Below are 24,457 nucleotides of genomic sequence, written 5' to 3'. Positions count from 1 at the left end.
ATTGGGACAGCTCTCTCTCAAACAGGTTCGGAAGTCCTATGGCGACTTCGAAGTGCTCAAGGGCGTCGAGCTCTCGGTCGGCAATGGCGAATTCGTCGTCTTCGTCGGTCCGTCGGGCTGCGGCAAGTCCACACTTCTGCGCATGATCGCCGGGCTTGATTCCACCACCGGCGGCGACATCGTCATCGACGGCCTCCGGGTCAACGACCTGCCGCCGGTCAAGCGCGGCATTGCCATGGTCTTCCAGTCCTACGCGCTCTACCCCCATATGAGCGTCTTCGAGAACATCGCCTTTCCGCTACGCGTGGAAAAGATGGAGGAGGAGAAGCTCAAGGCCAAGGTGGAGCACGCCGCCCGTATCCTGCATCTGGAGAGCCGCCTGCAGCAGAAGCCGGGCATGCTCTCCGGCGGCCAGCGCCAGCGCGTCGCGATCGGCCGCGCCATCGTGCGCGAGCCGAAGATCTTCCTCTTCGACGAGCCGCTCTCGAACCTCGACGCCGCGCTGCGCGCCGATATGCGCATCGAGCTCGCCAAGCTGCACCGGCAGCTGAAAGCCACGATGATCTATGTGACGCATGATCAGGTCGAGGCCATGACCATGGCCGATCGCATCGTCGTGCTCAATGCCGGCACGATCGCGCAGGTCGGTCCGCCGCTCGAGCTCTATCACAAACCCGCCAATCTCTTCGTCGCCGGCTTCATCGGCAATCCGAAGATGAACTTCCTGCCGGTCACCTGCGAAGGGGTGAGCGAGGTCGGCGTCACCGTGTCCTACAAGGGCCGGTCGATCACCGTTCCCGTCGACCCCGAAGGCGCCGAACCCGGCGCCACGCTGACGCTCGGCATCCGGCCCGAACATATCCAGACCGGGTCCGGCGATCTCGACCTGACGCTGGTGCCGACCGTCATCGAACGGCTCGGCGCCCAGACCGTTGCCTATGCCTCGATCGAGGGCAAGGGCGAGGATTTCTGCGCCATGCTGCCTGGCGTCTCGCCGGTGCGGATCGAGCAGTCACTGCCGATCGGCATCCATGCCGCCGATTGCCATCTGTTCACGGCCAGTGGGGCAGCCCTCGAGCGCCGCGTGGCGCTGACCGAGATCGACATGAACCTCCTGAGCCCGACCGCAGCCTGAGCCGCGAGGGCGCCCTCAGGCCGCCACATCCTCGGCCAGCCGATAGCCGACGCCGGTCTCGGTGAGGATGTAGCGCGGCTGATCGGGCGATTTCTCGATTTTCTGGCGCAGCTGGCGCACATAGACACGCAGATATTGCACGTCGCTCAGCTCGTTCCAGACATGTTCGAGGATGTAGCGATGCGTCAGCACCTTGCCGGCATGCTGCACCAGGATCTGCAGGATTTCATATTCCTTAGGCGAGAGCTTCACCTCCCGCCCCTCGACCTTGACGATCCTCTTGACGAGATCGACCGAGAGATCGCCGGTCTGGAAGAGCGGGCGCGTGCCCTGCGCCTGCAGCCGGTGGCGCAGCGCCACCCGCAGGCGCGCCAGAAGCTCGTTCATGCCGAAGGGCTTGGTCACATAGTCATCGGCCCCGAGCTCCAGAGCGCGCACGATCCCCGCCTCGTCCGTGCGGCTGGAGAGGATGACGATCGGCACGTCCAGCCCCTCGGCCCGCCAGCGTTCGAGAAGCGTGTGGCCGGGCAGGTCCGGCAGGCCGAGGTCGAGGATGATCAGGTCGGGCCTGTCGGCCTTGACCATCTCCTGCGCCAGCTTCGCGTTCATCGCCTCGCTGACGGCATAATCCTGCGTGGCAAGGCCGACGCGGAGCAGCTTGCGGATCGGCGGCTCGTCCTCGACGATCAGGACATGAATGGCGCTGGTGCTCATGGCGCATCTCCAAGCGGCGGCAGAGCCGCGGAAAGCGGCATGCGGATGGTGAAGACTGCGCCCCGGCCGCCCGGTCGGTTCGCAGCCTGGATCGTGCCGCCCATGGCTTCGATGAAGCCGCGGCAGATGGCAAGACCGAGGCCGGTGCCGGCCTGCACCGTATCGGCCTTGCGCACGCGGTAGAAGCTGTCGAAGATCTTTTCGAGATCCTCGGACGGGATGCCCGGCCCCTGATCGGCGACCGAAAGCAGCACCGCCTGCCCCTCGCTCCGGGCGCGGATCTCGATCTCGCTTCCGACCGGGGCATATTTGGCGGCGTTGTCGATCAGGTTGAACAGCACCTGCTCGAACAGCACCGGATCGAGCCGCACCATCGGCAGGCTCTCCGGCATGTCGAGGCTCAGGCGATGGCCGCTCGTGATGCGTCCCGCCCGTTTCAGCGCCGTGCCGACCAGGTCGCCGAGGTAATGCAGCGCGTAGTTCGGTTCCATCGCCCCGGCCCCGATGCGCGTCATGTCGAGCAGGTTGGCGATGAAGCGGGAGAGCCGCTCGGATTCGTCGACGATGGTGGTCAGCAGCTCGGCGCGGGCTTCCTCGGGGATTTCGCCGCCGAGATCGCGCAGCGTGCCCGCCGAACCCATAATGGCGGCAAGCGGCGTCTTCAGGTCATGCGAGATGGAGGTGAGCAGCGCCGTGCGAAGTCGGTCGGTCTCCGCAGCAAGCCGTGCCCGATCGACGTCCGAGACCAGCTCCACCCGCTCGATCGCAAGCGCCGCCTGGTCGGCCAGTGCATCGAACAGCCGCTGCTGGTCCGGGGTCAACAGCGGTCCCTGCCGGTCATTGTCGAGGCCGATGACGCCGACGGCACCGCGCGCCGTGCGCAGCGGCAGATAGAGCCGCTTGGCGCCGGGCAGCGTATCGGCGGCGCGGCCGGCGGGGCGATTGTGCTCCCAGGCCCATTTTGCCGCGGCAATATCGGCATCGACCAGCGTATCATCCGGCGGATAGCCGGCCTTGACGGCGATCGTGCCGTCCTCCGGCAGGAGGATGACGACGCGCAACTTGAGCATGGAGGCGATCTGGAAGGCGGTTGCCCAGAGCACATCGTCGAGCGTGCCGGTGCCGGCGAGCTTCTTGGAGAAGGAATAGAGATCCTTGGTGGTGCGCGCCCGCTGACGGGCCGCCACGGCCTGACGCTGGACGGCGGCCGTCAGGTTGGAGGCGATCAGCGCAACGCCCAGAAACGAGACCAGCGCCACGACGCTCTCCGGATCGCGGACGGTGAAGGTGAAGCGCGGCTCGAGGAAGAAGAAGTTGAAGGACAAAGCGCCGGTGAAGGAGGAGAACAGCGCCGGCCCCAGCCCGCCGCGCACCGCCGAGACGAGCACGGCCATCAGGAAGACCAGCGCCAGGTTCTGCACGTCGAGCGCCCGGTCGAGGATCGACCCGGCACCGATCGCCAGCGCCACCCAGGCGATCGTTTCCGCATAGGGCCTCAGGCGGCGCGGCTCGGCGGCAGCGGCCACCTTGACGCCGCGCTGCGGCGGCTCGCCTTCCCGACCCTCGCCGGAAACGACATGGACGGCGATATTGCCGGCCTCGCGCACGAGATCGGCGGTGACCGACCCCTGCCAAAGCTGGCGCCAGCGCGGCCTGCCCGTCCGCCCGACCACGAGATGGGTAACATTGTTTTCCGCGGCATAGGCGAGGATGTCCCGCGCCGGGTGGAGGCCGGGCAAAACCGCCGTCTCGGCCCCCAGCTGCTCGGCCAGCCGCATGGTTGCCGCGAGCCGGTCCTTCTCCTCCTCCGAAACCGCTGAGGAGCGCGGCGTTTCCAGATGCAGCACGGTCCAGGGCGCGCGCAGCCGGTCGGCCTGGCGGCGGGCATAGCGCACGAGCCCCGCGCCGTTGCGCCCATGGTCGAGGCAGACCAGCACCCGCTCCCCCGCCGCCCAGGGGCCGGAAATGGCATGGGCCTGCATGTGGTGAAGCAGCTGCTCGTCCACCCGCTGCGCCGTGCGGCGCAGCGCCAGTTCGCGCAGGGCGGTGAGATTGCCGGGCGAGAAATAGTTCTCCACCGCCCGGCGCGCCGTCGCCTCGCGATAGACCTTGCCGGCATTCAGCCGCTGGATCAGATCGGCCGGGGTGATGTCGATGATCTCGACCTCGTCCGCCTCGTCGATCACACGATCGGGCACGGTCTCGCGCACCTGGATGCGGGTGATCTGTGCGACGATGTCGTTGAGGCTCTCGACATGCTGGATATTGAGCGTCGAATAGACGTCGATGCCGCGGGCAAGCAGCTCTTCCACATCCATGTAGCGCTTGGGATGCCGGCTGCCGGTGGCATTGGTATGGGCGAGCTCGTCGACCAGCACCAGCGCCGGATGCCGGGCGAGAATGGCATCGAGATCCATCTCGCCGAGCACCTGGCCGCGATAGTCGATCTGCCGGCGGGGAACGATCTCGAAACCCTCGATGAGGGCCTCCGTCTCGGCCCGCCCATGGGTTTCGACCACGCCGATGACCACGTCAACGCCCTCGGCGCGGCGCGCGCGCCCGGACATCAGCATCTCATAGGTTTTGCCTACGCCCGGCGCTGCGCCGAGAAAGATCTTCAGCCGGCCGCGCTCCTCCCGCCGCGCCGCGGCAAGCAGCGCGTCCGGCGAAGGTCGAGCGAGGCTGTCGCGAAGGTCTTCAGCCATGGGAGCGTGCCATCGGATCCGGATCGGGCCGCAGGAGCCTGCGGCCTCGCCTATTTAGGAGCTTTGTGCATCGAGTGCCATGTTGAGCCGGAGAACATTCACCACCGGCTCGCCGAGCACGCCGAGCTCGCGCGGCTCCACATGCGCATCGACCAGACCACGCACCGCGGCCTCGTCGAGATTGCGCGCCTTGGCGATGCGCGGCACCTGCAGATAGGCGGCCTCAGGGGAGACATGCGGATCGAGCCCGCTGCCAGATGCGGTAACAAGATCGACCGGAATGGTGGCGGCGGTCGGATCGGCCGCTTTTTCCGCGGCGAGATCGGTCTTCACCCGCTCGATCAGCTTGCTGCTGGTCGGCCCCAGGTTCGAGCCAGAGGAGGCCGAGGCATCATAGCCGGTGCCGGCCGCGGAGGGGCGGCCGTGGAAATAGCGGTCGCTCGTAAACGCCTGGCCGATGAGGCTCGAGCCGATCACCCTGCCGTCCTTCTCGATCAGGCTGCCATTCGCCTGATGCGGGAAGAGGGCCTGGGCGGCGCCTGTCATGGCGGCGGGGTAGAGAAGGCCGGTCAGGACGGTCATGGCGACGATCATGACGAAAGCGGGACGAAGCTGCTTGAGCATGGATGTCTTCCTTTAAGCGAGGCCGAGGGCGGTGATGACGATGTCAATCGCCTTGATGCCGATGAAGGGCACGACGATGCCGCCGAGGCCGTAAATCATGAGATTGCGCGAGAGCAGCGCACCGGCGCCGACCGCGCGATACTTGACACCCTTGAGCGAGAGGGGGATCAGCGCGACGATGATCAGCGCATTGAAGATGATGGCCGAGAGGATCGCGCTCTGCGGCGTCGCCAAGCCCATGATGTTGAGCACGGCGAGCTGCGGATAGAAGGTCAGGAACATGGCCGGGATGATCGCGAAATATTTGGCGATGTCGTTGGCGATCGAGAAGGTGGTGAGCGCGCCGCGGGTCATCAACAGCTGCTTGCCGATTTCGACGATCTCGATGAGCTTGGTCGGGTCGCTGTCGAGATCCACCATGTTGCCGGCCTCGCGGGCCGCCACGGTGCCGGTGTTCATCGCCACGCCGACATCGGCCTGGGCAAGCGCCGGCGCATCATTGGTGCCGTCGCCGCACATGGCGACCAGCTTGCCCTTGGCCTGTTCCTCGCGGATCAGCGCCAGCTTGTTCTCCGGCGTCGCCTGGGCGAGGAAGTCGTCGACGCCGGCTTCCGCGGCGATGGCTGCAGCCGTCATCGGGTTGTCGCCTGTGATCATCACGGTGCGGATGCCCATGCGGCGCAGCTCGGCGAAGCGCTCGCGGATGCCGCCCTTGACGATATCCTTGAGCTGGACGATGCCAAGCAGCCGCCCGTCGCGCGCCACGGCAAGCGGCGTGCCGCCGGTTTTGGCGATCTCATCGGCGATCGCCTGCAGCTCGCGTGCCGTTTCCGTCTGCGTCTCGGCTGCCACGGCGGCGTTGCCGGCAACCGGCAGGCTGCCGCCGCCGATATAGGCAAGAACCGCCTCGACCGCACCCTTGCGGATCTCGGTGCCTTCCAGATCGACGCCGCTCATGCGGGTCTGGGCCGTGAAGGGCACGAAACTGGCGTTGAGCCCGGCCATGTCGCGACCGCGCAGCGCATATTTTTCCTTGGCCAGCACGACGATCGAGCGGCCTTCCGGCGTTTCGTCGGCGAGCGAGGCAAGCTGGGCGGCATCGGCGAGATCCTGCTCGGAGACGCCGCGCACCGGCCGGAAGGCGGTCGCCTGGCGGTTGCCGAGCGTGATGGTCCCGGTCTTGTCGAGCAGCAGCGTATCGACGTCGCCCGCCGCTTCGACAGCGCGGCCGGACATGGCGAGCACGTTGAAGCGGACGAGACGGTCCATGCCGGCAATGCCGATCGCCGAGAGCAGCGCGCCGATGGTGGTCGGGATCAGCGTCACGAAGAGCGCGACGAGGATGATGATCGGGATCGAGCCGCCGGCATAAGCGGCAAAGCTCGGAATGGTAGCGGTGGCCAGCACGAAGATCAGCGTCATGCCGGCCAACAGGATGTTGAGCGCGATCTCGTTCGGCGTCTTCTGGCGCTCCGCACCTTCGACCAGCGAGATCATGCGGTCGATGAAGGTGGATCCGGCCGCAGCGGTGATACGCACGCGGATCCAGTCGGAGAGCACCTGCGTGCCGCCGGTGACAGCCGAACGATCACCGCCCGATTCCCGGATGACCGGCGCGGATTCTCCGGTGATCGCCGCTTCGTTGACCGAGGCGACACCCTCGATCACCTCGCCATCGGAGGGGATGATGTCGCCTGCCTCGACGAGGACGACATCGCCCACCTTGAGGCTGGTGCCCGGCACCTGCCGATAGGCGCTGCGGTCGTCGCCGGAGAGCAGCTTGGCGCTCGTTTCCGTGCGGGCCTTGCGCAGCGAGTCCGCCTGCGCCTTGCCACGCCCTTCCGCCACCGCTTCGGCGAAATTGGCGAAGAGCACGGTGAACCAGAGCCAAAGATTGATCTGGAAGGAGAAGCCGAGATCGGCACCGCCCGTCGCCAAATCGCGCAGAAAGAGGACCGTGGTCAGCACCGAGACGGTGGCGACGACGAACATTACGGGATTTTTCGAAAGCGTGCGCGGGTCGAGCTTGCGAAAGGCGGCGGACAGCGCCGGCAGAAGAATGCGGCGGTCGAGGATCTTGGTGGTTTTTGCTTGGCTCATGAGAGGTTCCAGCCTGTGAGCGGCGACCGGTAGCGGTCAGCCATTGAAGATGTCTGCGAGGCCCACGAGGGCGGAGACGCCAAGCAGCGCGGCCAGCAGCAGGGTGGAGGCCCGCCACCAGGGCGGCGGGCTGTCCGGTGATCTCTGCAGCCGGCGCTGGGGCCGGCGGGGAAAGAGAGACATCATGATGATGCGCGCCCCCTAGAAGCTCTGTCCGGCGATCATCGCCAGATGTTCCGCCACGGGGCCGAGCGCCAGCGAGGGCAGGAAGGTCAGGCCGCCGACGATGACGATGGTGCCGACGAGCAGGCCGACGAAGAGGGGGCCATCGGTCGGGAAGGTGCCGGCCGAGGCGGGCACGGTCTTCTTGGCGACCAGCGAGCCGGCGATGGCGAGCGCTGGAATGATGACGAGGAAGCGCCCCATCAACATGGCGATACCGAGCGTGACATTGTACCAGGGCGTATTGGCCGAGAGCCCGCCGAAGGCCGAGCCGTTATTGGCGGCTGCGGAGGTATAGGCATAGAGGATCTCCGAGAAGCCATGCGGACCCGCCGTGCCGATGGAGGCGACCGCCGAAGGCAGCACAGCCGCCACCGCCGTGAAGAGCAGCATGGCGAGCGGCAGGCAGAGAATGGCGAGCACGGCCATCTTCATCTCCTTCGCCTCGATCTTCTTGCCGAGATATTCCGGCGTGCGGCCGACCATCAGGCCCGCCACGAAAATGGCGATGACGATGAAGAGCACGATGCCGTAGAACCCCGCCCCGACACCGCCGACGATAACCTCGCCGAGCTGCATGTTGATGAGCGGGATCAGGCCGCCCAGCGCGGTGAAGGACCCATGCATCGCATTGACCGCGCCGCAGGAGGCGGCCGTGGTGATGACCGAGAACAGGGCGGAAAGCGCGATGCCGAAGCGCACCTCCTTGCCCTCCATATTGCCGCCAGTCAGGCCGAGGCCGTTGATCAGCGGATTGCCCGCCGCTTCCGCCCAATAGACGACGCCGACGCCGATGAGGAAGAGCACGCCCATGGCGGAGAGGATCGCCCAGCCCTGCCGCTCATTGCCGACCATGCGGCCGAAGACATGCGTGAAGGCAGCACCGATCGAAAAGATCGACAGCATCTGCAGCATGTTGGAGATCGCATCCGGATTTTCGAACGGATGGGCGGAATTGGCGTTGAAGAAGCCGCCGCCATTGGTGCCGAGCATCTTGATCGCGAGCTGGGAGGCGACGGGCCCGATGGCGATCGTCTGCTGCGCCCCTTCGAGCGTCGTGGCGGCGACCGCCGGCCCGAAGGTCTGCGGCACGCCGAGCGCCACATAGACAAGCGTCAGCAGGATGCAGAGCGGCAGCAGGATGTAGAGGGTCGCCCGGGTCATATCGACCCAGAAATTGCCGATCGCCTTCATCGACGCCCGCGAGAAGGCGCGGATGAGCGCGATGGCGATCGCCATGCCGGTGGCGGCGGAGACGAAGTTCTGCACCGCGAGACCCGCCATCTGCGAGAGGTAGGACATGGTGCTCTCGCCGCCATAGCTCTGCCAATTGGTATTGGTGACGAAGCTGACGGCGGTGTTGAAGGCAAGCTCGGGCCCGACGGCCGGCAGGCCTGCCGGGTTGAGCGGCAGCACATCCTGCAGGCGGAGCAGGGCGTAGAGCAGCAGCACGCCCATGAGGTTGAAGAGGAGCAGCGAGACGGCGTAGGCCGTCCAGTGCTGCTCCTCCCGCTCATGCGTACCGGACAGCGCATAGAGGCCGCGCTCGATCGGCGAAAGAAGCGGCGAGAGCAGCGTGCGCTCGCCGGAAAAGACCCGCGTCATATAGGCGCCGAGCGGTTTGACGAGCAGCAAGAGCAGCCCGCAGAAAAGAAGGATCTGAAGCCATCCAGAGACGGTCATGGGAGCATACTTTCAGGCAGCCCGGACCCGCGCGTCAGAAGCGTTCGGGACGGAGAAGGGCGTAGGTGAGATAGACGGCGAGGAAGAGGGTGACGCCGCCGCTGAGCAGGTAATCGAACAGCATGGCAGCGCCTCACAGCCCGTCGCAGGCGCGGGTATAGGCGAGGCACAGGCCAAAAAAGCCGATGGCCACGGCAAGCAGAACGAGATCGAACATCGGTCCGGACTCCAGTGGGGATCACGACAGCGGACGGTGCAGCGCTCGAGGCGCGACACCGGTCTGTCATTGCAAGCAGAGGCCATGATCAGCCTCCGCCCTTTCATATGCGGCCGGAGCGCATAGGGATTCGAGACGGGGCGGGAGGCGAAGATATAGGAATCTTATAGGAATTTTGGAAAGCGGCGCGCGGCGAACATGTCATCGAGATCCTTGATCAACGATGCTGACGAGGATCGATCGAAGCCTATTCGATCGATTCGCTTTTGAACGTCTCCACCAGACGATGCCGCCAGACCATAAGACTCCCGGTCAACAACCAGAAGACAATGGCAAGCCAAAAGCATGTGGGCCGAGCATAGGTGAAGAAGTACGCCGCCTCTTTCGGTAGATCCGGCGTGAGGAGCGAATCCTTGTCGATATCGAGCCAGAAGGCGAAAAAGCCGGATCCGAGCGAACCGGTCGCTGTCGCCGTCAGGTTGGCCAGACCGATCTGTTGCAGTTCGCTTTCAGTGACGACGAAGCACTTGAAGCGTCGTCGGGAATAGATCGGCTCCAAGGTCGCGCCGGGCACGCCCTCTTGGCGCGCAACACCGGCGCTGAGATCGGCCGCACTGGTCTCCTTGAGCTTGTCGAGAAGCCCGTCGGACATGGATCTCGTTGGCCGCAGTCAGATAGCCGTCGATCTTCTCCGCGAAATGCGCCTTGATATCGTCGTCGTCGAGCGCGACGCAGCGCGCACCCTCGCGAAAGACCTTGCTCCAGGGGGAACCTGCCTCATGCGTTTTCTCTCGCAACTGCCAGCCTGTGAAGCGCTTGTAGGCGGCCCATACGCGGTCGAGAACGAGGCGCGTTATCTCGTCATCCTCCCGGATCTGCGGCGCATACGTTTCGAGCGTCTCCAGATCGAGATCATAAGCGCGGCGATTGATCCCGCTCGAGCCGAACTCCTTGAACTCGTGGTAGATCGACGGAATGACAGGTCCATGCTGCCATGCCTCGATTGGCTCATCAAAAAGCTTGTCGCCGACAAGAGCGAGGTTCCATCCATAGGCGATATAGACGAGCTTGATCAGCTTGAGCGGAGACACGCGGACGCCTTCACGCTCAGCACGCTCTAGGAAATAGTTGGCGATGTGCTGTGGCGTGTAGGCCATGTCCCATCAGCCCTCTGGCCGTCTCCCATTGCATTGATCGAAACTGACATCATCGACCACTAAAATAGGAGAGTTTCGTCCATCGGGGAAGGGTAATTCTCTGAGATTTCGTGTTACGTCTCGACCGTGCCTGACCTGAAGCCAGAGCCATTCGGCTCTAGGTCAATTCATAACGCGCCAAGATCTCCGCGATCTTCCTGTCCTGCTCGGCGTCGGGCAGAAGGGCGGGTTGGCGGCTGGCGCCGACGGAGGGGTCCGTGAGGTAGAGGGCGCGCTTGACGAGCGCCGGGGGAAAGCCAAGGCCGTAGAGATCGGTGCGGAAGCGGGTGAAGATCGCCTGCTGGCGCTCGGCCTCCGCCAGGTCGCCGGCATTATAGGCGTCGAGGATGCCGGCGAGAACCTGCGGCATGGCATTGCCGAGGCCGGAAATGCAGCCGGCAGCCCCGTTCTGCAGCGACCAGAGCACCAAATGGTCCGGGCCGGAATAGACCTCGAAGCCGGGCACCCGGGCGGAGATCGCCAGATAGGCCTCCAGCGTTTCCTTGGCGCCGCCGGAATCCTTGATCCCCGCAATATTGCCATGCGCGGAGAGGCGCTCGGCGGTCTCGGGTTCGATATGGTTCTGGGTGCGGGCCGGGATGTCGTAGAGATAGACCGGCGTCGAGACGGCATCGGCCACGGTCGAGAAATGCCGGACCAGGCCTTCCTGCGTGCAGGCAATGAAGAAGGGCGTGATGACGGCGATGGCGGTGACGCCGATCCGGTCGAATTCACGGGCGAGCTTCAAGGTCTCGAAGGTGGCGGGCATGCCGGCATTGACGATGACATCGACGCGGCCGCCGACCTCGTCCACCACTTCCTCGGTCAACCTCACCTTTTCATCATAGGTCAGCGCCGAGAAATCGCCATTGGTGCCGGCGCACATGATGTTGTTGCCGGCCTCCACCTGTCGGCGCACCTGCGCGCGCGTCGCGGCGAAATTGATCGTCTCGTCCTCGTTGAAGCAGGTGACGAGCGCCACGAAGGCCTTCTTGGACATCATAACTCCTGTTGGTTTTGGCCGGCCTGGTGCGGGCTCAGGCGCGCCGGGCGGCGCGGTGCGCGGCCTGGACATCCGGATCGGGATTGAGGCCGGCGGCGAGCAAGGCGCGGGTATAGGCCTCACGCGGTGCGTCGAACACCTCCCGCACTGTGCCGAGCTCCACCACCCTGCCGTTCTGCATGACCATCACATGGTCGGCGAAGTCGCGCACCACCGGCAGGTCGTGAGCGATGAAGATAAAGGCGATGCCCATATCCTTGCGCAGCCGGTCGAGGAGCGCGATCACCTGCGCCTGGACCGAGACATCCAGCGCCGAGACCGCCTCGTCGCAGATGATCAGCTGCGGCTCGAGCGCGAGCGCCCTTGCAATGGCGATGCGCTGGCGCTGGCCGCCGGAAAACTGATGCGGATAGCGGCCCATATGCTCCGGGCCAAGGCCGACCTGCACGAGAAGCTCGGCGACGCGCGCCCGCCACTTCGCCTTCGGCAGGATATCGGGATGAATGACCCAGGCCTCCGAGATCAGCTGGTAGACGGTCATGCGCGGATTGAGCGACTGGGTCGGGTCCTGGAAGACCATCTGCAGGTCGCGCCGCAGCCGGTAGAGCTCGGCCGGCGGCATGGTGAACAGATCCCTGCCCTTCCAGAGCGCGGTGCCGCCGGAGGGTTCGTCGAGGCGCAGCAGGATGCGGGCGAGCGTCGACTTGCCGGAGCCGCTTTCGCCGACCACAGCCAGCGTCTCGCCCGGCATCAGGTCGAAGGAGACGCCCTTCAGCGCCTCGAAGGCGCCGTAATGCTTGCGCGCCTCACGCACGGAGAGCACGGGCTCAGCGGGCGGCAGAGGGGTGTGCATCTCGCCCTTGCCGGGTGCGGCGGCGATCAGCTTGCGCGTATAGGGATGCTGCGGGTTTCGATAGACCTCGCGCACCGAGCCGGTCTCCACCAGCCGGCCCTTTTCCATCACCACGACCCGGTCGGCGATTTCGGCGACGACTCCGAGATCATGGGTGATGATCAGCACGGCCATGCCTGTTTCCTGTTGCAGCTCTTCGAGCAGCGCCAGCACCTCGGCCTGGACGGTGACATCGAGCGCGGTCGTCGGCTCGTCGGCGATCAAGAGATCCGGGCGGAGCGCCAGCGCCATGGCGATCATCACCCGCTGGCGCTGGCCGCCGGAAAACTCATGCGGATATTTTTCGAGCGCGCGCTCGGGCTCGGGAAGGCCGACGCGGGTGACAAGCCGCAGCGCCTCGGCTCTCGCCTTCTCGCCATCGGTGCCATGCGTGGTCAGCGCCTCGCGGATCTGCCAGCCGACGGTATAGACCGGGTTCAGGTGGCTCAGCGGATCCTGGAAGATCATGGCGATGCGCCGGCCATTGACCGCGCGGCGCTTCTCGGCCGGCATGGTCAGCAGGTCCACGCCATCAAGCAGGATCTGGCCGGCCGAGATGCGTCCGGGCGGCATGTCGATCAGGTTCATGATCGCCGAGGAGGAGACCGACTTGCCGGACCCGCTTTCGCCGAGGATCGCCAGCGTTTCGCCACGGTCGAGATGATAGGAAATGTCGCGCACCGCATGCACCACGCCGGCGGCGGTGTGGAACTCGACGGAAAGATTGCGGACTTCGAGCAGGTGGTCAGCCATGTTTGCGGCCCCTCATTTCCAGACGCCAGCGCTGCACCGGATCAAGCGCGATGCGCATCCAGTTGGACAGGAGGTTGAGCGACATGGTGGTCAGGATGATCGCGAGCCCCGGCCAGAAGGACAGCCACCAGGCGTTCTGCAGATATTGCCGGCCCTGGGCAATCATCAGCCCCCAGGTGATTTCCGGCGGCTGGATGCCGATGCCGAGGAAGGAGAGCGCGCTCTCGGCCAGCATGACATAGGCGAAATCGAGCGTCGCCAGCGTGGTCAGCGTCGGGATGACGACTGGCAGGATATGGCGGAAGAGAATGCGCCTCGACGAGGCACCCATGACGCGGGCCGCCTGCACGAACATGCGCTCGCGAATTTCCAGCACCTCGGCGCGCGTGGTGCGCAGATAGACCGGGATGCGGGTGATCGCCAGCACGACCATGAGGTTCAGGATCGAGGCGCCGAGCATGTAGAGCACGAGAACGGCGATGAGCAGCGAGGGGAAGGACATGATGACGTCGGCGAGACGCATGATGACCTGGTTGACGCGCGGCGAGGAGAAGCCGGCGATCAGCCCGAGCAGCGTGCCGGTGATGGCCGAGAGCGCGACGGCACCGGCGGCGACCATCATCGTGTTCTGCGTGGCAACGACGATGCGGGCAAGCAGCGGCCGGCCGAGCGCATCCGCGCCCATCCACCAGACGATGCCGCGCGACCAGTCGAAGGGGGCGGCATTGCGCCCTCGCAGATTCTGCTTGGTGGCGAGATCGCCCATCCAGTGCGGGCCGATGATGGCGAGCACGAGGATGAGGAGGAGGAAGATCGCCGCGCAGAGCGCAAACTTGTCGGCCCAGAGCATGCGAGCAAAGCGGACGGGGGCCGAGGGTTCGGCCGCGGGGACTGTCTCGAGCGTATGGATCGTCATGGCGGCCCTCAATGACGGATGCGCGGATCAAGCAACGCGTAAGCGAGGTCGATCAGGAGGTTCATGAGGAAGATGGCGAGCGCGGTGACGAGGATCGCCGCCAGCACCACGTTGAAGTCACGCTGCAGGATGCTGTCGATCATCAGCTTGCCGACGCCCGGAAAGCCGAAGATGGTCTCCACCACCACCGCGCCGTTGAGCAGGCTCGCGGCCTGGTCGCCGATGACGGTGATGATCGGCAGCATGGCGTTGCGCAGCGCGTGGATGAAGATGATCGGTCCGGATTTGACGCCCTTGGCCCGCGCGGTCTTCACATAGGCTGAAGAGAGGGCCCCGATCATCGCACCGCGAACGATCTGGACGATGATGCCGAAGGGGCGGACGAAGAGCACGCCGATCGGCAGGATCCAGTGAGAGAGCGAGCCGGTGCCGGAGGTCGGCAGCCAGGCAAGGTTGATCGAGAAGATCACGATGGCGACGATCGCCAGCCAGAAATCCGGCACCGAGGCGCCGATGAGCGAGACGACCGAGGACAACCGGTCGAAGAAGCCGCCTGCCCGGAAGGCGGCGAGCGAGCCGACCAGGATTGCGGCGCCGGTGACCAGCGTCATGGTGATGAGCGCGAGCCAGAGCGTCCAGACGAAGGCTTCGAGCACCACATCGAGCGCGGGGCGTGCCTTGCGCAGCGACTCGCCGAAATCGCCCGTCATCACGTCGGCGACATAGCGGCCGAACTGGACGAGCAGCGGATCGTTGAGGCCATGCAGTTCTCGGAACTGCTGCTTGAGCTCGGCCGAGGCTTCGACGGGCAGGAAGAGGGCCGCGGGGTCGCCGGTGAGGCGCGACAGGAAGAAGACGAGCACGACCAGGCCGACAAGCGAGATCAGACTGGCAATGGCGCGCTTTCGAATGAAGCTGGACATGGCATCCTCGATGAGGGCAACGGCGCCGTCATGCCGCCGAAAAGGGTGTGCGGACGGACGCCGGAAGCGCCCGTCCGCCGCATCTTACTTGATCTTGATATCCGACAGCTGCAGCGTCGAATTGGTCGCGATCGTCGGCGTGAACTCCAGCCGCTCCGAGACGCGGGCAAAGCCGACCATATGGAAGAGCAGCACATCAGCCACCACATCGTCATGGAGATAGGCGATCAGCTCCGACCAGAGCTTGGCGCGCTCGTCGCCGACGGCTGCCGAGGCTCGCTTGATCAGATCGTCGACCTTCGGATCGGAAAAGCCCGACTGGGTGCCTTCTGAGGCATACTTGAAGAACATGGAGAAGGACGGGTCGCCCTTGGAATTGTCGTGCGAGGCGGCGACGAGGATCGGGCCGCGGCCTTCCTTGAAGGGCTTGGAATAATAGCCCTCATGCTCCGCCACTTCGACGAACTTCAGGTCGATCTTGAAGCCGACATCCTGCAGCTGGCCCTGGATCGCTTCCATGATCTCGGTGACGTTCGGGAAATTGGCCGAACGGGCGATGATGGTGATCGGCGTCTCGACCGGAACGCCGGCCGCCTTCGCCTCTTCGAGCAGCTTCTTGGCGCCTTCCGGATCATACGGGAACTGCTTGACGTCCGGGTTCCAGCCGAGCGTCGTCGGCGGCACGATGGCCGTGGCCGGCACGGCGCTTTCCGGAACCAGCGTGCCGAGGAAGGCCTGGCGGTCGATCGCCATGTTCAGCGCGCGGCGAACCCTGACGTCTGTCAGCGGCGGAATATTGTGGTCGATGCGCAGATAGACGGTCTCGCTATCGAGATAGGAGAGGTCGGTGGCCGGATTGGTGGCTTCGGTCTGCGAGATCGAGGGCGCAATGTCGGCTTCGCCGGCCTGGACCATGGCGGCGCGGACGGAGGGATCGGCGCGGAAGAGATAGGTGGCCTCCGTCACGTCCGGCTTGGTGCCCCAGTAATCGTCACGCGCGGTGAGCACGATCTGCTGGCCGGGCGTCCAGTTGCTGAGCTTGTAGGGGCCGGTGCCGACCGGCTCGCGGATGAATTCGAGCGGCGTTTCTTCCGGTACGATGGTGACGAGCGACATCAGCAGCGGCAGGATCGGCTGGACCGGATCGGCAGTGAAGTCGATCGTATGGTCGTCGACGATCTTCGCCTCGATCTTGATGCCACCGAAATAGCGGCGGGATTCGCAGGCATTCTTGTCGCTCAGGATCCGGTCGAAGCTGTGCTTGACATCCTTGGCGTCGAAAGCGGTGCCGTCGGAGAACTTGACGTTCTGGCGCAGGTGAAAACGCCAGGAGCCATCGGCATTCTGCTCCCACTTCTCAGCCAGACGCGGGGTGACGCCCTTGTCGCCACGCACATCGAGCTCGGTCAGCGTCTCGCTGACATTCTCCATGATGATGCGCCCGATATTGGAGCGCGTCGCCATGCAGGGCTCGAGCAGATCCGCTTCTTCGGCCAGCACGATCTTGATCGGACCCGGAGCGGCATAGGCCGGCGCGACGGCGACCGGATTGATGGCGGTGCTGAGAAGCAGCGCTCCCAGAACGAATGATCTCTTCACGATATTTCCTCCCTATCGATCCTTGAACCGGCCCTGCGGCGGGACAGGCGGCCAGCGCGGCCTGCAAACCCACCCACAAAGGCCCCGGCTTCCTCTTGCCAGTGTCGACCTACCATCAACCGTCAGGCCAAGTTTGTCAATTAGTTTTCTGATGTAAAGGCTCACGCAGAAAATTTCTCAATCCATAACATTGTTTTTAAATGCTAATTTCGATCCTAGCCTTCACTAGGTCTCAAACTCAAACATCAACAAACTTGACAACTCCTCAAAATCGGTGGCTTTTGGGCGTGAGGAGACACGGATGACCCCTGACGATATTGCCCGCGCCATGACCGGCGCCCTGATCGAAACGGCCGCGGAGCGCGCAGAGGCGCTGCTGCCTTCGCCGATGATCCAGAACCATGCCGCCTTCCTGGCCCAGCTTGACGATGGCGCGCTCCTCTGCGCCTGGTTCGGCGGGACGCTGGAAGGCAAGTCCGACATCTCGATCTTCGCCTCCGTGCTGCTGCCCGGCGCTACGGCCTGGGGCCCACCGCAGCGGCTGAGCGACGATCCCGCCCATTCCGAACAGAATCCGGTGCTCTTTGCAGCCCCGGATGGCCGCCTCCTGCTGTTCCACACCTCGCAACCCTCCGGAAACCAGGACGAATGCCGGATTCGCATGGTCGAGGTTTTACGAGACGAGGCCGAGCCCACGACGCTGACGGCTCCCGGCGGTCGCTATCTCGACCTGCCGCGCGGCTGCTTCGTGCGTGCGGCCCCGATCATCCGTGACGACGGCGCCTGGCTGCTGCCGATCTTCCGCTGCGTCCAGCGCCCGGGCCAGAAATGGAACGGCAGCCACGATACCGCGGCCGTCGCAATCTCCACCGATCAGGGCGAGAGCTGGCGACTCGATGCGCTCAAGGACTCGATCGGCTGCGTGCATATGAGCCCAGTCTCTCTCGGCGGCGACCACCTCGCCGCCTTCTTCCGCCGCCGCCAGGCCGATTTCGTCTACCGCACGGAAAGCCTTGATGGCGGGCGCACATGGTCGGTTCCGGCAGCGACCGACGTACCCAACAACAATTCCTCGATCGCCGTGATCCGGCTCAGCGATGGACGGCTGGCGATGATCTGCAATCCGGTCAATGCCGAGATGTCCAGCGCGCGCCGCGCCTCGCTCTATGATGAGCTCGGCGAGGCCGATGCGCGGCCGGATGCCGACCCGACCGGCGGCTGCGTGCCGATCTGGGGCGTACCACGGGCGCCGGTCTCGCTCTGCCTCTCCGACGATGGCGGCCGCAGCTTCCCCTCACGCCTCATCGTCGAGGATGGCCCCGGTACCTGCCTCTCCAACGACTCCACCGATGGGCGGAACCTCGAAATGTCCTATCCCTGGCTGCTGGAGGCGCCGGACGGCGCGCTGCAGCTCGCCTACACCTATCATCGACGCGCGATCAAACATGTCCGCCTGGCGCCCGGCTGGGACAAGGCGGCGGCACGGAGCACCTTATGAGCAGCATCATCGGCATCACCATGGGCGACCCCTGCGGCGTTGGCCCGGAAATCTCCGTTCGCGCGCTCCTCGACATGGGTGCGGCCGAGCGCGACAACACCCGCATCTACGGCAACCTCGCCACGCTGGAGGCGGCGCGCGATGCGCTCGGCCTCGATCTCGACCTTTCGCGCTACGTCGTGGACCTGCCGATTGAGGGCGCGCCCTTGCCCTGGGGGCAGCTGAGCCCGGTTGCCGGCGACGCCGCCTTCCGCTTCATCGAGAAGGCGGTGCGCGATGCCGAAGCCGGCGCGATCGGCTGCATCGTCACCGCGCCGATCAACAAGGAGGCGCTGAACCTCGCCGGGCATCATTATGACGGCCATACCGGCATGCTGCGCAGCCTGACCGGCTCGAAAGCCGCCTATATGCTCCTCGCCTCGGAGAAGCTGAAGGTCATCCATGTCTCGACCCATGTCTCGCTGAAGGAGGCGATCCAGCGGGCGACGACCGAGCGGGTGCTGGCCACGATCCGCGCCGGGGACGCGCATTTGAAGCGTATCGGCTATGCCGCGCCTCGCATCGCGGTCGCGGGCATCAACCCGCATTGCGGCGAGAACGGCCTGTTCGGCACCGAAGATGACGATCAAATCGCCCCCGCCGTGGCCGCCGCCCGGGCCGAGGGGATCGACGCGCAGGGCCCGATCTCCGCCGATACGGTCTTCCACCGTGCCTATACCGGCGCCTTCGACCTGATCGTCGCGCAGTATCACGACCAGGGCCATATCCCGATCAAGCTGGTGGCCTTCGACACGGCGGTCAACGTCTCCGTCGACCTGCCGATCGACCGCACCTCCGTCGATCACGGCACGGCTTTCGATATTGCCGGCAAGGGCATCGCCAATCACGGCAACATGCTGGAGGCGATCGCCTATGCCCGCAAGCTGGTCGCCGGCAAGGTGGCCAAGGGAGAGGCCGCATGACGATCGCGCTCCACCCCACTTTGCCGCAGACGCTTGCCCCGATCACCCTCCACCAGCCCCGCCGCCTGATCGTCGGCGCCGGCACGGTGCGTGAGGTCGGATCCTGGGCGGAGGACGCCACCTCGATCCTGGTGATCGCCACTCCGATCACCGCCGGGTTTGCCGAGCGGCTGCAGCTGAAAGGCCGGATGACGGTCTTCGACGCCATTCCCGGCGAGCCGGATGTGGCCACCCTGGACGCCGCCCTGGCCGCAGCCCGCGCCGCACGACCGGACTTGATCGTCGGCCTTGGCGGTGGCTCGGTGCTCGACGTGGCCAAGCTGGTCGCTGCCCTCTGGGACAGCGGCCAAACGCTCTCCACCGTTGCCGGCCCCAACAAGGTCTCCGGCCGGCGCACGCGGCTTGCACAGGTGGCGACCACCGCCGGCACCGGCTCGGAGGCCGGCATCCGCGCGCTGATCACCGATACGGAAAAGGGTGCGAAGGTCGCGGTCGAGAGCCCGCATCTGATCGCCGATCTCGCCGTGCTCGATCCGGAGCTGACCTACAGCGTGCCGCCGGCCGTGACGGCCGCGACCGGCGTTGATGCCATGGCCCATTGCGTCGAGGCCTTCACCAACCGACGCGCCCATCCGATGATCGACGGCTTCGCCCGCATGGGCATCCGTCTCGTCGGCCGCTATCTTGCGCGTGCGGTGCGAGACGGGACGGACCGCGAGGCGCGCGAGGGGCTGATGCTCGCCTCCTATTATGGCGGCATCTGCTTGGGCCCGGTCAACACGGCAGCCGGCCATGCGCTCGCCTACCCGCTCGGCACGCGGCTCAAGCTGCCGCACGGCCTCGCCAATGCGATCATCTTTCCGCATGTGCTCGCCTTCAACCAGCCTGTCGTGCCGGAAAAGACCGCAGAGGTGGCCGAGGCGCTGGGGCTCGGTACCGGCCTTGCCCAGGACGCCCTGCTTTCGGCCGCGCATGGCTTCTGCCGCGGCCTCGGAATCGAAATGGCGCTGAGCGCCCATGGCGCCACGGCGCAGGACCTGCCGGGTTTTGCCAGCGAGGCCCATGCCATCCGGCGTCTGATGGACAACAACCCGGTGGAGATGAGCGAAGCCGACGTCCTGGCGATCTACACGGCGGCAAACTGAAACAAGCGGAATGACCGGCTCGTCAAAAAGTCGGTCCGAGGGGCGCTGCCGGTTGAGCGAGGACCGGCGGCGCCCCTTGTCGTTCCGCCATTCCTCTTGATGACCTCGAAAACTATTGCGTCGGAAACAGCCGCTCGCGCGAGCCGACCAGATGGGCGCGCATCAGCTCCTCGGCCTTCGATCCATCGCCGGATCCGATCGCGCCGGCGATCGCCTCATGTTCGGCAAAGACCCGGGCGAGACCTTCGGCATCGCGCTTGACCGAGGCGCCGTGGAATTTCATGCCGACGGCAATGTGATCCTTGAGCGCTTCCATGGCGGTGGAGAAATAAGAATTACGGGCAGCCCGCGCGATCGCCAGGTGGAACTGGAAATCGGCATCCGCCCGGTGCGACTGTCGGTTCGTCGCATCGCGCATCAGCTCCAGCGCCCGGCGAATATCGACCAGGCTCTCCTGCGTGTGCCGCGCCGCGGCGGCACTGGCGGCGGCCGGCTCGAGCGTCAAGCGGAACTCGTAGCAGTTCAGAAGATCGGCGACATTTTCGAGCTGGCCGAAGCCGAGCGGCTCCTTGAGCCCGAGCGCACGGACGAAGCTGCCTGCGCCGCGGCGGGAATAGATCAGCCCCTGATCGCGCAGGCGCCGCAGCGCTTCGCGGATGATCGGCCGCGACACTTCGAACTCGGCGGCGAGATCATGCTCGGTCGGCAGCCGCTCGTCCGGCTGGTAGGCGCCGGATTTGATGGCGCGGTGCATGCGCTCGAAGACGAGGTCGCTCAGGCTCTTGCGCGCGGTTCCGCTCTCCAGTCCCATGGTCTCAGACGATCCCCTCTTTGAGCGCCGCCGCGATCCGCGACAGCGTGTCCGGCCCGCCGAAACCGCCGGACTTGGCGATGATGCGATGCGGACCGGCCTCGGCAATGCCGAGCCCCGGCAGGCATTCGCCGATCAGGCGGAAACGCGCAATGCCCATCGCCTCCAAAACCGCCTCCGCCGTTGCCCCACCGGAGAGAAGAACCGTCTCCGCATGCTCAGTCAACCGCGGATGCACGCTCGTCGCCAGATGTTCGGACACCTTTACGGAGGAGATTGTCGTCTCGCCGGCCACTGCCTGCACCAGGACAAGCTCGTCCGTTGCCCTTGACTGCGCGTTGAGAACGCCATTCGGGGCCGGCAGGTGCTGAAGCGCATGGTTCTGCGTCAGCTGCTCGATCTGGGCGAGCGTGATCGGATCGCGCGAGCCGATGACAAAGAGGCCGCGGCCCGGCGGCACGGGGACAGGCCGGGCCGGACGTCCATCCGTCATGTGCAGCGCCAGCGCTTCGCCCAGGCCGCGCGCGCCGATCAGCAGATCGACGCCCGCCGCGAACCCGGCCTCCAGCGCCTCGGAAAGATCAGCCGCACTCTCGGTTTCCGGGATCAGCGCGCGTTGGGCGTGGGTGCCGAGCACTGCGGCGATCGGCAGCGGCTCGGCGACCCCGAATCCTCGAACCGCACCCTCCCGTACGATGCGGCCGAACTCGGGAATGGCAGGCGCGACCAGGGCCTTGGTGAAGGGCGTCGCCTCCAGCTCCTCGGCGATCCACCCCTTCAGACGGGAATCAACCTTCTTGAACAGGGTGACATCGGATGGCAGCCGGGCAATCAGTGTCTCGGTCGCCGCCTTGGCCGCCGCTCCGCCGATCTCGCGCGAGCGGAGGTTGATCGACAGCACATCCGGGCGGGCCGCCAGCGCCTCGTCGAGCGCAGCCGGCGAGAGAACCACTTCCGTCACCAGCCCCCGCCCGGCAAAGGGCGCGGCCGCGTCCAGCGTGCCTGTCAGATCGTCGGCGAGAATGACCAGCAAATGCCCTGCCCCAAAGAAGTTGTCATGTGTATTTCAACAGGATCCATTGTTTTGTCAATGTTTTTTCGACGATCCTGACAGATTGTCCTTCACCGAGCGATGGTTGAGCGGCCCTTTCACACAAGACAGGTGATTTCGCCACCGAAGGGCGCCATACCAAAATTCCTACGGTCCTCGTCATCTTCTTCTTCCCCTCCGGCATCCGCGTGCCATCTTGCCGAGAAGCGCCGCGGTGGCGCTGCCACGAGAAGCGCTGGAGCTCAGATGACGTCTGCTGCCGAACCCCTCCTCATCCGCCAGGCGCGCCTCGCCGGCGCCTCCGGATTTTCTCTTCAAGATCTGCGGCTGAGGAACGGGCGGATCGAGACGCTGGCCGAGGGCGGCTCTCTCGCTGCGGTGCCGGGCGAGCAGGTGATCGAGGCGGATCATGGCCTGGTCCTGCCGGCCTTCGTCGATCTGCACACCCATCTCGACAAGGGCCATATCACCCCGCGCCGAGCCAATCCGGACGGCACTTTCAAGGGCGCCTTCGAAGCGGTGGCCGCCGATCGGGCCGCCCACTGGACGGCCGAGGATGTCGAGGCGCGCATGGAGTTTTCGCTCCGCGCCGCTTATGCGCATGGGACGGCGGCGATCCGCACCCATCTCGATTCCGCGCCGCCGCAGCATGCGATCACCTGGCCGGTCTTCGCCAAGGTCAGGGAGCGTTGGGCCGGGCGGATCGCGCTGCAGGCCGTGGCGCTTTGCGGCCCCGATCTCGCGCTGGACAAGGCTCTGGTCGACGAAATCGCCCGTACGGCAAAGGCTCACGGCGGCTTGCTCGGTGGCGCCATCTCGCTCTTCGACCGCGCGGAAGAGGCGATCGGCAATCTGGTCGAAGCCGCCGGCCGGCACGGGCTCGATCTCGACCTGCATATCGACGAGAGCGGCGACCCCACCTCGCGCAGCCTCACCCTTCTTGCCCGGCGGGTCCTCGACAGTGGCTTCGACGGCCGGGTCGTCGCCGGCCATTGCTGCTCGCTCGCCATGCGTCCGGAGGCGGAGGTGGAGGAGACGCTGGCCTTGGTGGCCGAGGCGGGCATTGCCGTCGTCTCCCTGCCGCTCTGCAATCTCTTCCTGCAGGACCGGGTCGCGAACCGGACCCCGCGTTGGCGCGGCGTGACGCTGCTCCATGAGTTGAAGGCCGCGGGAATCACGGTCGCGCTCGCCTCTGACAACACCCGCGACCCCTTCTACGCCTATGGCGATCTCGACATGATGGAGGTCCTGCGCGAGAGCGTGCGCATCGGCCATCTCGACTATCCGCGAGAAAGGCTGTCCGACTGGTTTGCCGCCGTCTCCGCCGTGCCGGCCGCCATCGCCGGCTTCGAGCATCGAGGCCACATCGAGGCCGGAGCATCCGCGGATCTCCTCGTCCTGAGGGCACGTGATGCCGGCGAGCTTTTCGCGCGACCGCAGGCAGACCGGACGATCATCCGCGCTGGCGCGATCATCCACCCGGTGCTGCCCGATTACCGCGAGCTGGATTCGGTCCTCGGCACCGCTCCCTAGTTTCGCCGGCACAATGACTGCCAGCTAGAGCGAGCTCTCCAGGCGGTAGCGGGTGCCCGGATGCAGGAGGCGGACGGCGGTCGCGGCTTTTTCAGCAGACCAGGTGCGCCGACGCACAAGCAGGCAGGGATCGGCACGCCCGATCGCTAGAAGCCGGCATTCCCAAGGCTGCGGCGCCACCGCCTCGATGGATTGCTCGCTGCGGGACAGGGGCGCGACGGCGGTCAGGTAGGCATTCGGCGTCTGGGCAGTGAAATCCTGGGAGAGATAGTCCGGCGCGACCTTCGGATTGACGAACCGGTCCTCCAGCTGGATCGGCACCTCGTCCTCATGGTGAACGACGATCGAATGGAAGACCGGCAGGCCCAGCGTGATTTCGAGCGCATCGGCCAGATCCGGACCGCAGATCTCCTGCTGCGCCAGCACCAGTTCCGCCCGATGCACCCCGCCGCGGGCGCGGATATCCTCAGCGATGTTGCGCACACCCATGGTGCCGACTCGGTGGCGCTGCGGGGCGACGAAGGAGCCACGCCCCTGGATGCGCAGGATCAGGCCCTCGCTGGCAAGCTCGCGCAAGGCGCGATGCGCCGTCATGCGACTGACGCCGAAACGCGCGACGATCTCGTTCTCGGACGGAACGCGCGTCTGCGGCGGCCATTCGCCGCTGTCGATCCGGGCGCGGATCTCGGCCTTGACCCGCTCGTACAGCGCACCTGCCTCCTGCATCGCCTGCTCCTTTGCCTTTGCGAGTGTGACAGGGCCACTCATGGACGAG

General features: G+C 65.7%; 22 protein-coding genes. 5 read left to right on the top strand and 17 right to left on the bottom strand.

The window, feature by feature from the left end:
- The first annotated feature begins 1 nt into the window (after position 1).
- Positions 2 to 1,135 carry an ABC transporter ATP-binding protein gene (locus ACLE20_RS13950; RefSeq protein ID WP_410940915.1) on the top strand — a complete coding sequence of 378 codons (1,134 nt, stop codon included), beginning with the start codon at positions 2 to 4 and terminating at the stop codon, positions 1,133 to 1,135.
- A gap of 15 nt (positions 1,136 to 1,150) precedes the next feature.
- Here ACLE20_RS13950 and ACLE20_RS13945 read toward each other — a convergent pair whose 3' ends face one another.
- The 14 genes from ACLE20_RS13945 to ACLE20_RS13880 form a co-directional block, all read right to left on the bottom strand.
- Positions 1,151 to 1,849, bottom strand: coding sequence for a response regulator transcription factor (locus ACLE20_RS13945; protein ID WP_410940914.1), 699 nt, complete (start codon positions 1,847 to 1,849; stop codon positions 1,151 to 1,153).
- Complete coding sequence (locus ACLE20_RS13940; protein ID WP_410940913.1) at positions 1,846 to 4,554, bottom strand: DUF4118 domain-containing protein; 2,709 nt, start codon at positions 4,552 to 4,554, stop codon at positions 1,846 to 1,848. Before ACLE20_RS13940 ends, ACLE20_RS13945 begins: the two co-directional genes overlap by 4 nt.
- Before the next feature lie 54 nt (positions 4,555 to 4,608).
- Positions 4,609 to 5,178, bottom strand: a complete 570-nt coding sequence (gene kdpC / locus ACLE20_RS13935; RefSeq protein ID WP_410940912.1) for a potassium-transporting ATPase subunit KdpC — start codon at positions 5,176 to 5,178, stop codon at positions 4,609 to 4,611.
- 12 nt (positions 5,179 to 5,190) lie between these two features.
- On the bottom strand, positions 5,191 to 7,278 hold the full coding sequence (gene kdpB, locus ACLE20_RS13930; RefSeq protein ID WP_410940911.1) for a potassium-transporting ATPase subunit KdpB: 2,088 nt from the start codon (positions 7,276 to 7,278) through the stop codon (positions 5,191 to 5,193).
- 36 nt (positions 7,279 to 7,314) lie between these two features.
- Positions 7,315 to 7,464, bottom strand: coding sequence for a hypothetical protein (locus ACLE20_RS13925; protein WP_410940910.1), 150 nt, complete (start codon positions 7,462 to 7,464; stop codon positions 7,315 to 7,317).
- A 15-nt stretch (positions 7,465 to 7,479) separates the two neighbouring features.
- A complete protein-coding gene (gene kdpA / locus ACLE20_RS13920) occupies positions 7,480 to 9,183 on the bottom strand; it encodes a potassium-transporting ATPase subunit KdpA (RefSeq protein WP_410940909.1) in 1,704 nt (567 codons plus the stop codon).
- 34 nt (positions 9,184 to 9,217) lie between these two features.
- Complete coding sequence (kdpF, locus tag ACLE20_RS13915; protein WP_323103044.1) at positions 9,218 to 9,307, bottom strand: K(+)-transporting ATPase subunit F; 90 nt, start codon at positions 9,305 to 9,307, stop codon at positions 9,218 to 9,220.
- 340 nt (positions 9,308 to 9,647) lie between these two features.
- Positions 9,648 to 9,959 carry a hypothetical protein gene (locus ACLE20_RS13910; protein WP_410940908.1) on the bottom strand — a complete coding sequence of 104 codons (312 nt, stop codon included), beginning with the start codon at positions 9,957 to 9,959 and terminating at the stop codon, positions 9,648 to 9,650.
- Entirely contained in the window at positions 9,910 to 10,557 is a 648-nt protein-coding gene (locus ACLE20_RS13905) for a Panacea domain-containing protein (RefSeq protein WP_410940907.1), read from the bottom strand. The genes ACLE20_RS13910 and ACLE20_RS13905 overlap by 50 nt, the downstream gene beginning before the upstream one ends.
- A gap of 157 nt (positions 10,558 to 10,714) precedes the next feature.
- Positions 10,715 to 11,596 carry a dihydrodipicolinate synthase family protein gene (locus tag ACLE20_RS13900; protein ID WP_410940988.1) on the bottom strand — a complete coding sequence of 294 codons (882 nt, stop codon included), beginning with the start codon at positions 11,594 to 11,596 and terminating at the stop codon, positions 10,715 to 10,717.
- A gap of 37 nt (positions 11,597 to 11,633) precedes the next feature.
- The gene (locus tag ACLE20_RS13895) at positions 11,634 to 13,244 is read right to left on the bottom strand and encodes an ABC transporter ATP-binding protein (RefSeq protein WP_410940906.1); all 1,611 of its coding nucleotides are present in this window, start codon (positions 13,242 to 13,244) and stop codon (positions 11,634 to 11,636) included.
- Positions 13,237 to 14,160 carry an ABC transporter permease gene (locus ACLE20_RS13890; RefSeq protein ID WP_410940905.1) on the bottom strand — a complete coding sequence of 308 codons (924 nt, stop codon included), beginning with the start codon at positions 14,158 to 14,160 and terminating at the stop codon, positions 13,237 to 13,239. The genes ACLE20_RS13895 and ACLE20_RS13890 overlap by 8 nt, the downstream gene beginning before the upstream one ends.
- Before the next feature lie 8 nt (positions 14,161 to 14,168).
- Positions 14,169 to 15,083 carry an ABC transporter permease gene (locus ACLE20_RS13885; protein ID WP_410940904.1) on the bottom strand — a complete coding sequence of 305 codons (915 nt, stop codon included), beginning with the start codon at positions 15,081 to 15,083 and terminating at the stop codon, positions 14,169 to 14,171.
- 84 nt (positions 15,084 to 15,167) lie between these two features.
- Complete coding sequence (locus ACLE20_RS13880) at positions 15,168 to 16,682, bottom strand: ABC transporter substrate-binding protein (protein WP_410940903.1); 1,515 nt, start codon at positions 16,680 to 16,682, stop codon at positions 15,168 to 15,170.
- Positions 16,683 to 16,983: 301 nt separating this feature from the next.
- Between ACLE20_RS13880 and ACLE20_RS13875 the strand changes: the two genes are divergently transcribed.
- The 3 genes from ACLE20_RS13875 to ACLE20_RS13865 are packed head-to-tail and all read left to right on the top strand — an operon-like array spanning position 16,984 to position 20,287.
- Entirely contained in the window at positions 16,984 to 18,180 is a 1,197-nt protein-coding gene (locus ACLE20_RS13875; protein ID WP_410940902.1) for a sialidase family protein, read from the top strand.
- Complete coding sequence (gene pdxA / locus ACLE20_RS13870; RefSeq protein WP_410940901.1) at positions 18,177 to 19,142, top strand: 4-hydroxythreonine-4-phosphate dehydrogenase PdxA; 966 nt, start codon at positions 18,177 to 18,179, stop codon at positions 19,140 to 19,142. The genes ACLE20_RS13875 and pdxA overlap by 4 nt, the downstream gene beginning before the upstream one ends.
- Positions 19,139 to 20,287, top strand: a complete 1,149-nt coding sequence (locus tag ACLE20_RS13865) for an iron-containing alcohol dehydrogenase (protein ID WP_410940900.1) — start codon at positions 19,139 to 19,141, stop codon at positions 20,285 to 20,287. The genes pdxA and ACLE20_RS13865 overlap by 4 nt, the downstream gene beginning before the upstream one ends.
- A 112-nt stretch (positions 20,288 to 20,399) precedes the next feature.
- Here the strand turns inward: ACLE20_RS13865 and ACLE20_RS13860 are convergent, their stop codons facing one another.
- Both ACLE20_RS13860 and ACLE20_RS13855 read right to left on the bottom strand, forming a co-directional pair.
- Positions 20,400 to 21,098: a FadR/GntR family transcriptional regulator gene (locus ACLE20_RS13860; protein WP_410940899.1), complete on the bottom strand. Its 699-nt coding sequence runs from the start codon at positions 21,096 to 21,098 to the stop codon at positions 20,400 to 20,402.
- Positions 21,099 to 21,102: 4 nt separating this feature from the next.
- On the bottom strand, positions 21,103 to 22,131 hold the full coding sequence (locus ACLE20_RS13855; RefSeq protein ID WP_410940898.1) for a four-carbon acid sugar kinase family protein: 1,029 nt from the start codon (positions 22,129 to 22,131) through the stop codon (positions 21,103 to 21,105).
- Positions 22,132 to 22,395: 264 nt separating this feature from the next.
- Between ACLE20_RS13855 and ACLE20_RS13850 the strand changes: the two genes are divergently transcribed.
- Positions 22,396 to 23,682: a cytosine deaminase gene (locus ACLE20_RS13850; protein ID WP_410940897.1), complete on the top strand. Its 1,287-nt coding sequence runs from the start codon at positions 22,396 to 22,398 to the stop codon at positions 23,680 to 23,682.
- A 24-nt stretch (positions 23,683 to 23,706) separates the two neighbouring features.
- Here ACLE20_RS13850 and hutC read toward each other — a convergent pair whose 3' ends face one another.
- On the bottom strand, positions 23,707 to 24,408 hold the full coding sequence (gene hutC, locus ACLE20_RS13845) for a histidine utilization repressor (RefSeq protein WP_410940896.1): 702 nt from the start codon (positions 24,406 to 24,408) through the stop codon (positions 23,707 to 23,709).
- Positions 24,409 to 24,457 lie beyond the last annotated feature (49 nt).

It is taken from the genome of Rhizobium sp. YIM 134829 (genome assembly GCF_046546455.1).
The sequence above is the reverse complement of the archived record's forward strand: the minus strand, read 5'-3'. Positions and strand labels throughout refer to the sequence as shown.

Bases quoted from the DNA above. Each gene is read 5' to 3' on its own strand.
- ACLE20_RS13945 (WP_410940914.1), bottom strand. From the start codon at position 1,849: ATGAGCACCAGCGCCATTCATGTCCTGATCGTCGAGGACGAGCCGCCG.
- ACLE20_RS13940 (WP_410940913.1), bottom strand. From the start codon at position 4,554: ATGGCTGAAGACCTTCGCGACAGCCTCGCTCGACCTTCGCCGGACGCG.
- kdpC (WP_410940912.1), bottom strand. From the start codon at position 5,178: ATGCTCAAGCAGCTTCGTCCCGCTTTCGTCATGATCGTCGCCATGACC.
- kdpB (WP_410940911.1), bottom strand. From the start codon at position 7,278: ATGAGCCAAGCAAAAACCACCAAGATCCTCGACCGCCGCATTCTTCTG.
- ACLE20_RS13925 (WP_410940910.1), bottom strand. From the start codon at position 7,464: ATGATGTCTCTCTTTCCCCGCCGGCCCCAGCGCCGGCTGCAGAGATCA.
- kdpA (WP_410940909.1), bottom strand. From the start codon at position 9,183: ATGACCGTCTCTGGATGGCTTCAGATCCTTCTTTTCTGCGGGCTGCTC.
- kdpF (WP_323103044.1), bottom strand. From the start codon at position 9,307: ATGCTGTTCGATTACCTGCTCAGCGGCGGCGTCACCCTCTTCCTCGCC.
- ACLE20_RS13905 (WP_410940907.1), bottom strand. From the start codon at position 10,557: ATGGCCTACACGCCACAGCACATCGCCAACTATTTCCTAGAGCGTGCT.
- ACLE20_RS13900 (WP_410940988.1), bottom strand. From the start codon at position 11,596: ATGTCCAAGAAGGCCTTCGTGGCGCTCGTCACCTGCTTCAACGAGGAC.
- ACLE20_RS13895 (WP_410940906.1), bottom strand. From the start codon at position 13,244: ATGGCTGACCACCTGCTCGAAGTCCGCAATCTTTCCGTCGAGTTCCAC.
- ACLE20_RS13890 (WP_410940905.1), bottom strand. From the start codon at position 14,160: ATGACGATCCATACGCTCGAGACAGTCCCCGCGGCCGAACCCTCGGCC.
- ACLE20_RS13885 (WP_410940904.1), bottom strand. From the start codon at position 15,083: ATGTCCAGCTTCATTCGAAAGCGCGCCATTGCCAGTCTGATCTCGCTT.
- ACLE20_RS13875 (WP_410940902.1), top strand. From the start codon at position 16,984: ATGACCCCTGACGATATTGCCCGCGCCATGACCGGCGCCCTGATCGAA.
- pdxA (WP_410940901.1), top strand. From the start codon at position 18,177: ATGAGCAGCATCATCGGCATCACCATGGGCGACCCCTGCGGCGTTGGC.
- ACLE20_RS13865 (WP_410940900.1), top strand. From the start codon at position 19,139: ATGACGATCGCGCTCCACCCCACTTTGCCGCAGACGCTTGCCCCGATC.
- ACLE20_RS13860 (WP_410940899.1), bottom strand. From the start codon at position 21,098: ATGGGACTGGAGAGCGGAACCGCGCGCAAGAGCCTGAGCGACCTCGTC.
- ACLE20_RS13850 (WP_410940897.1), top strand. From the start codon at position 22,396: ATGACGTCTGCTGCCGAACCCCTCCTCATCCGCCAGGCGCGCCTCGCC.
- hutC (WP_410940896.1), bottom strand. From the start codon at position 24,408: ATGCAGGAGGCAGGTGCGCTGTACGAGCGGGTCAAGGCCGAGATCCGC.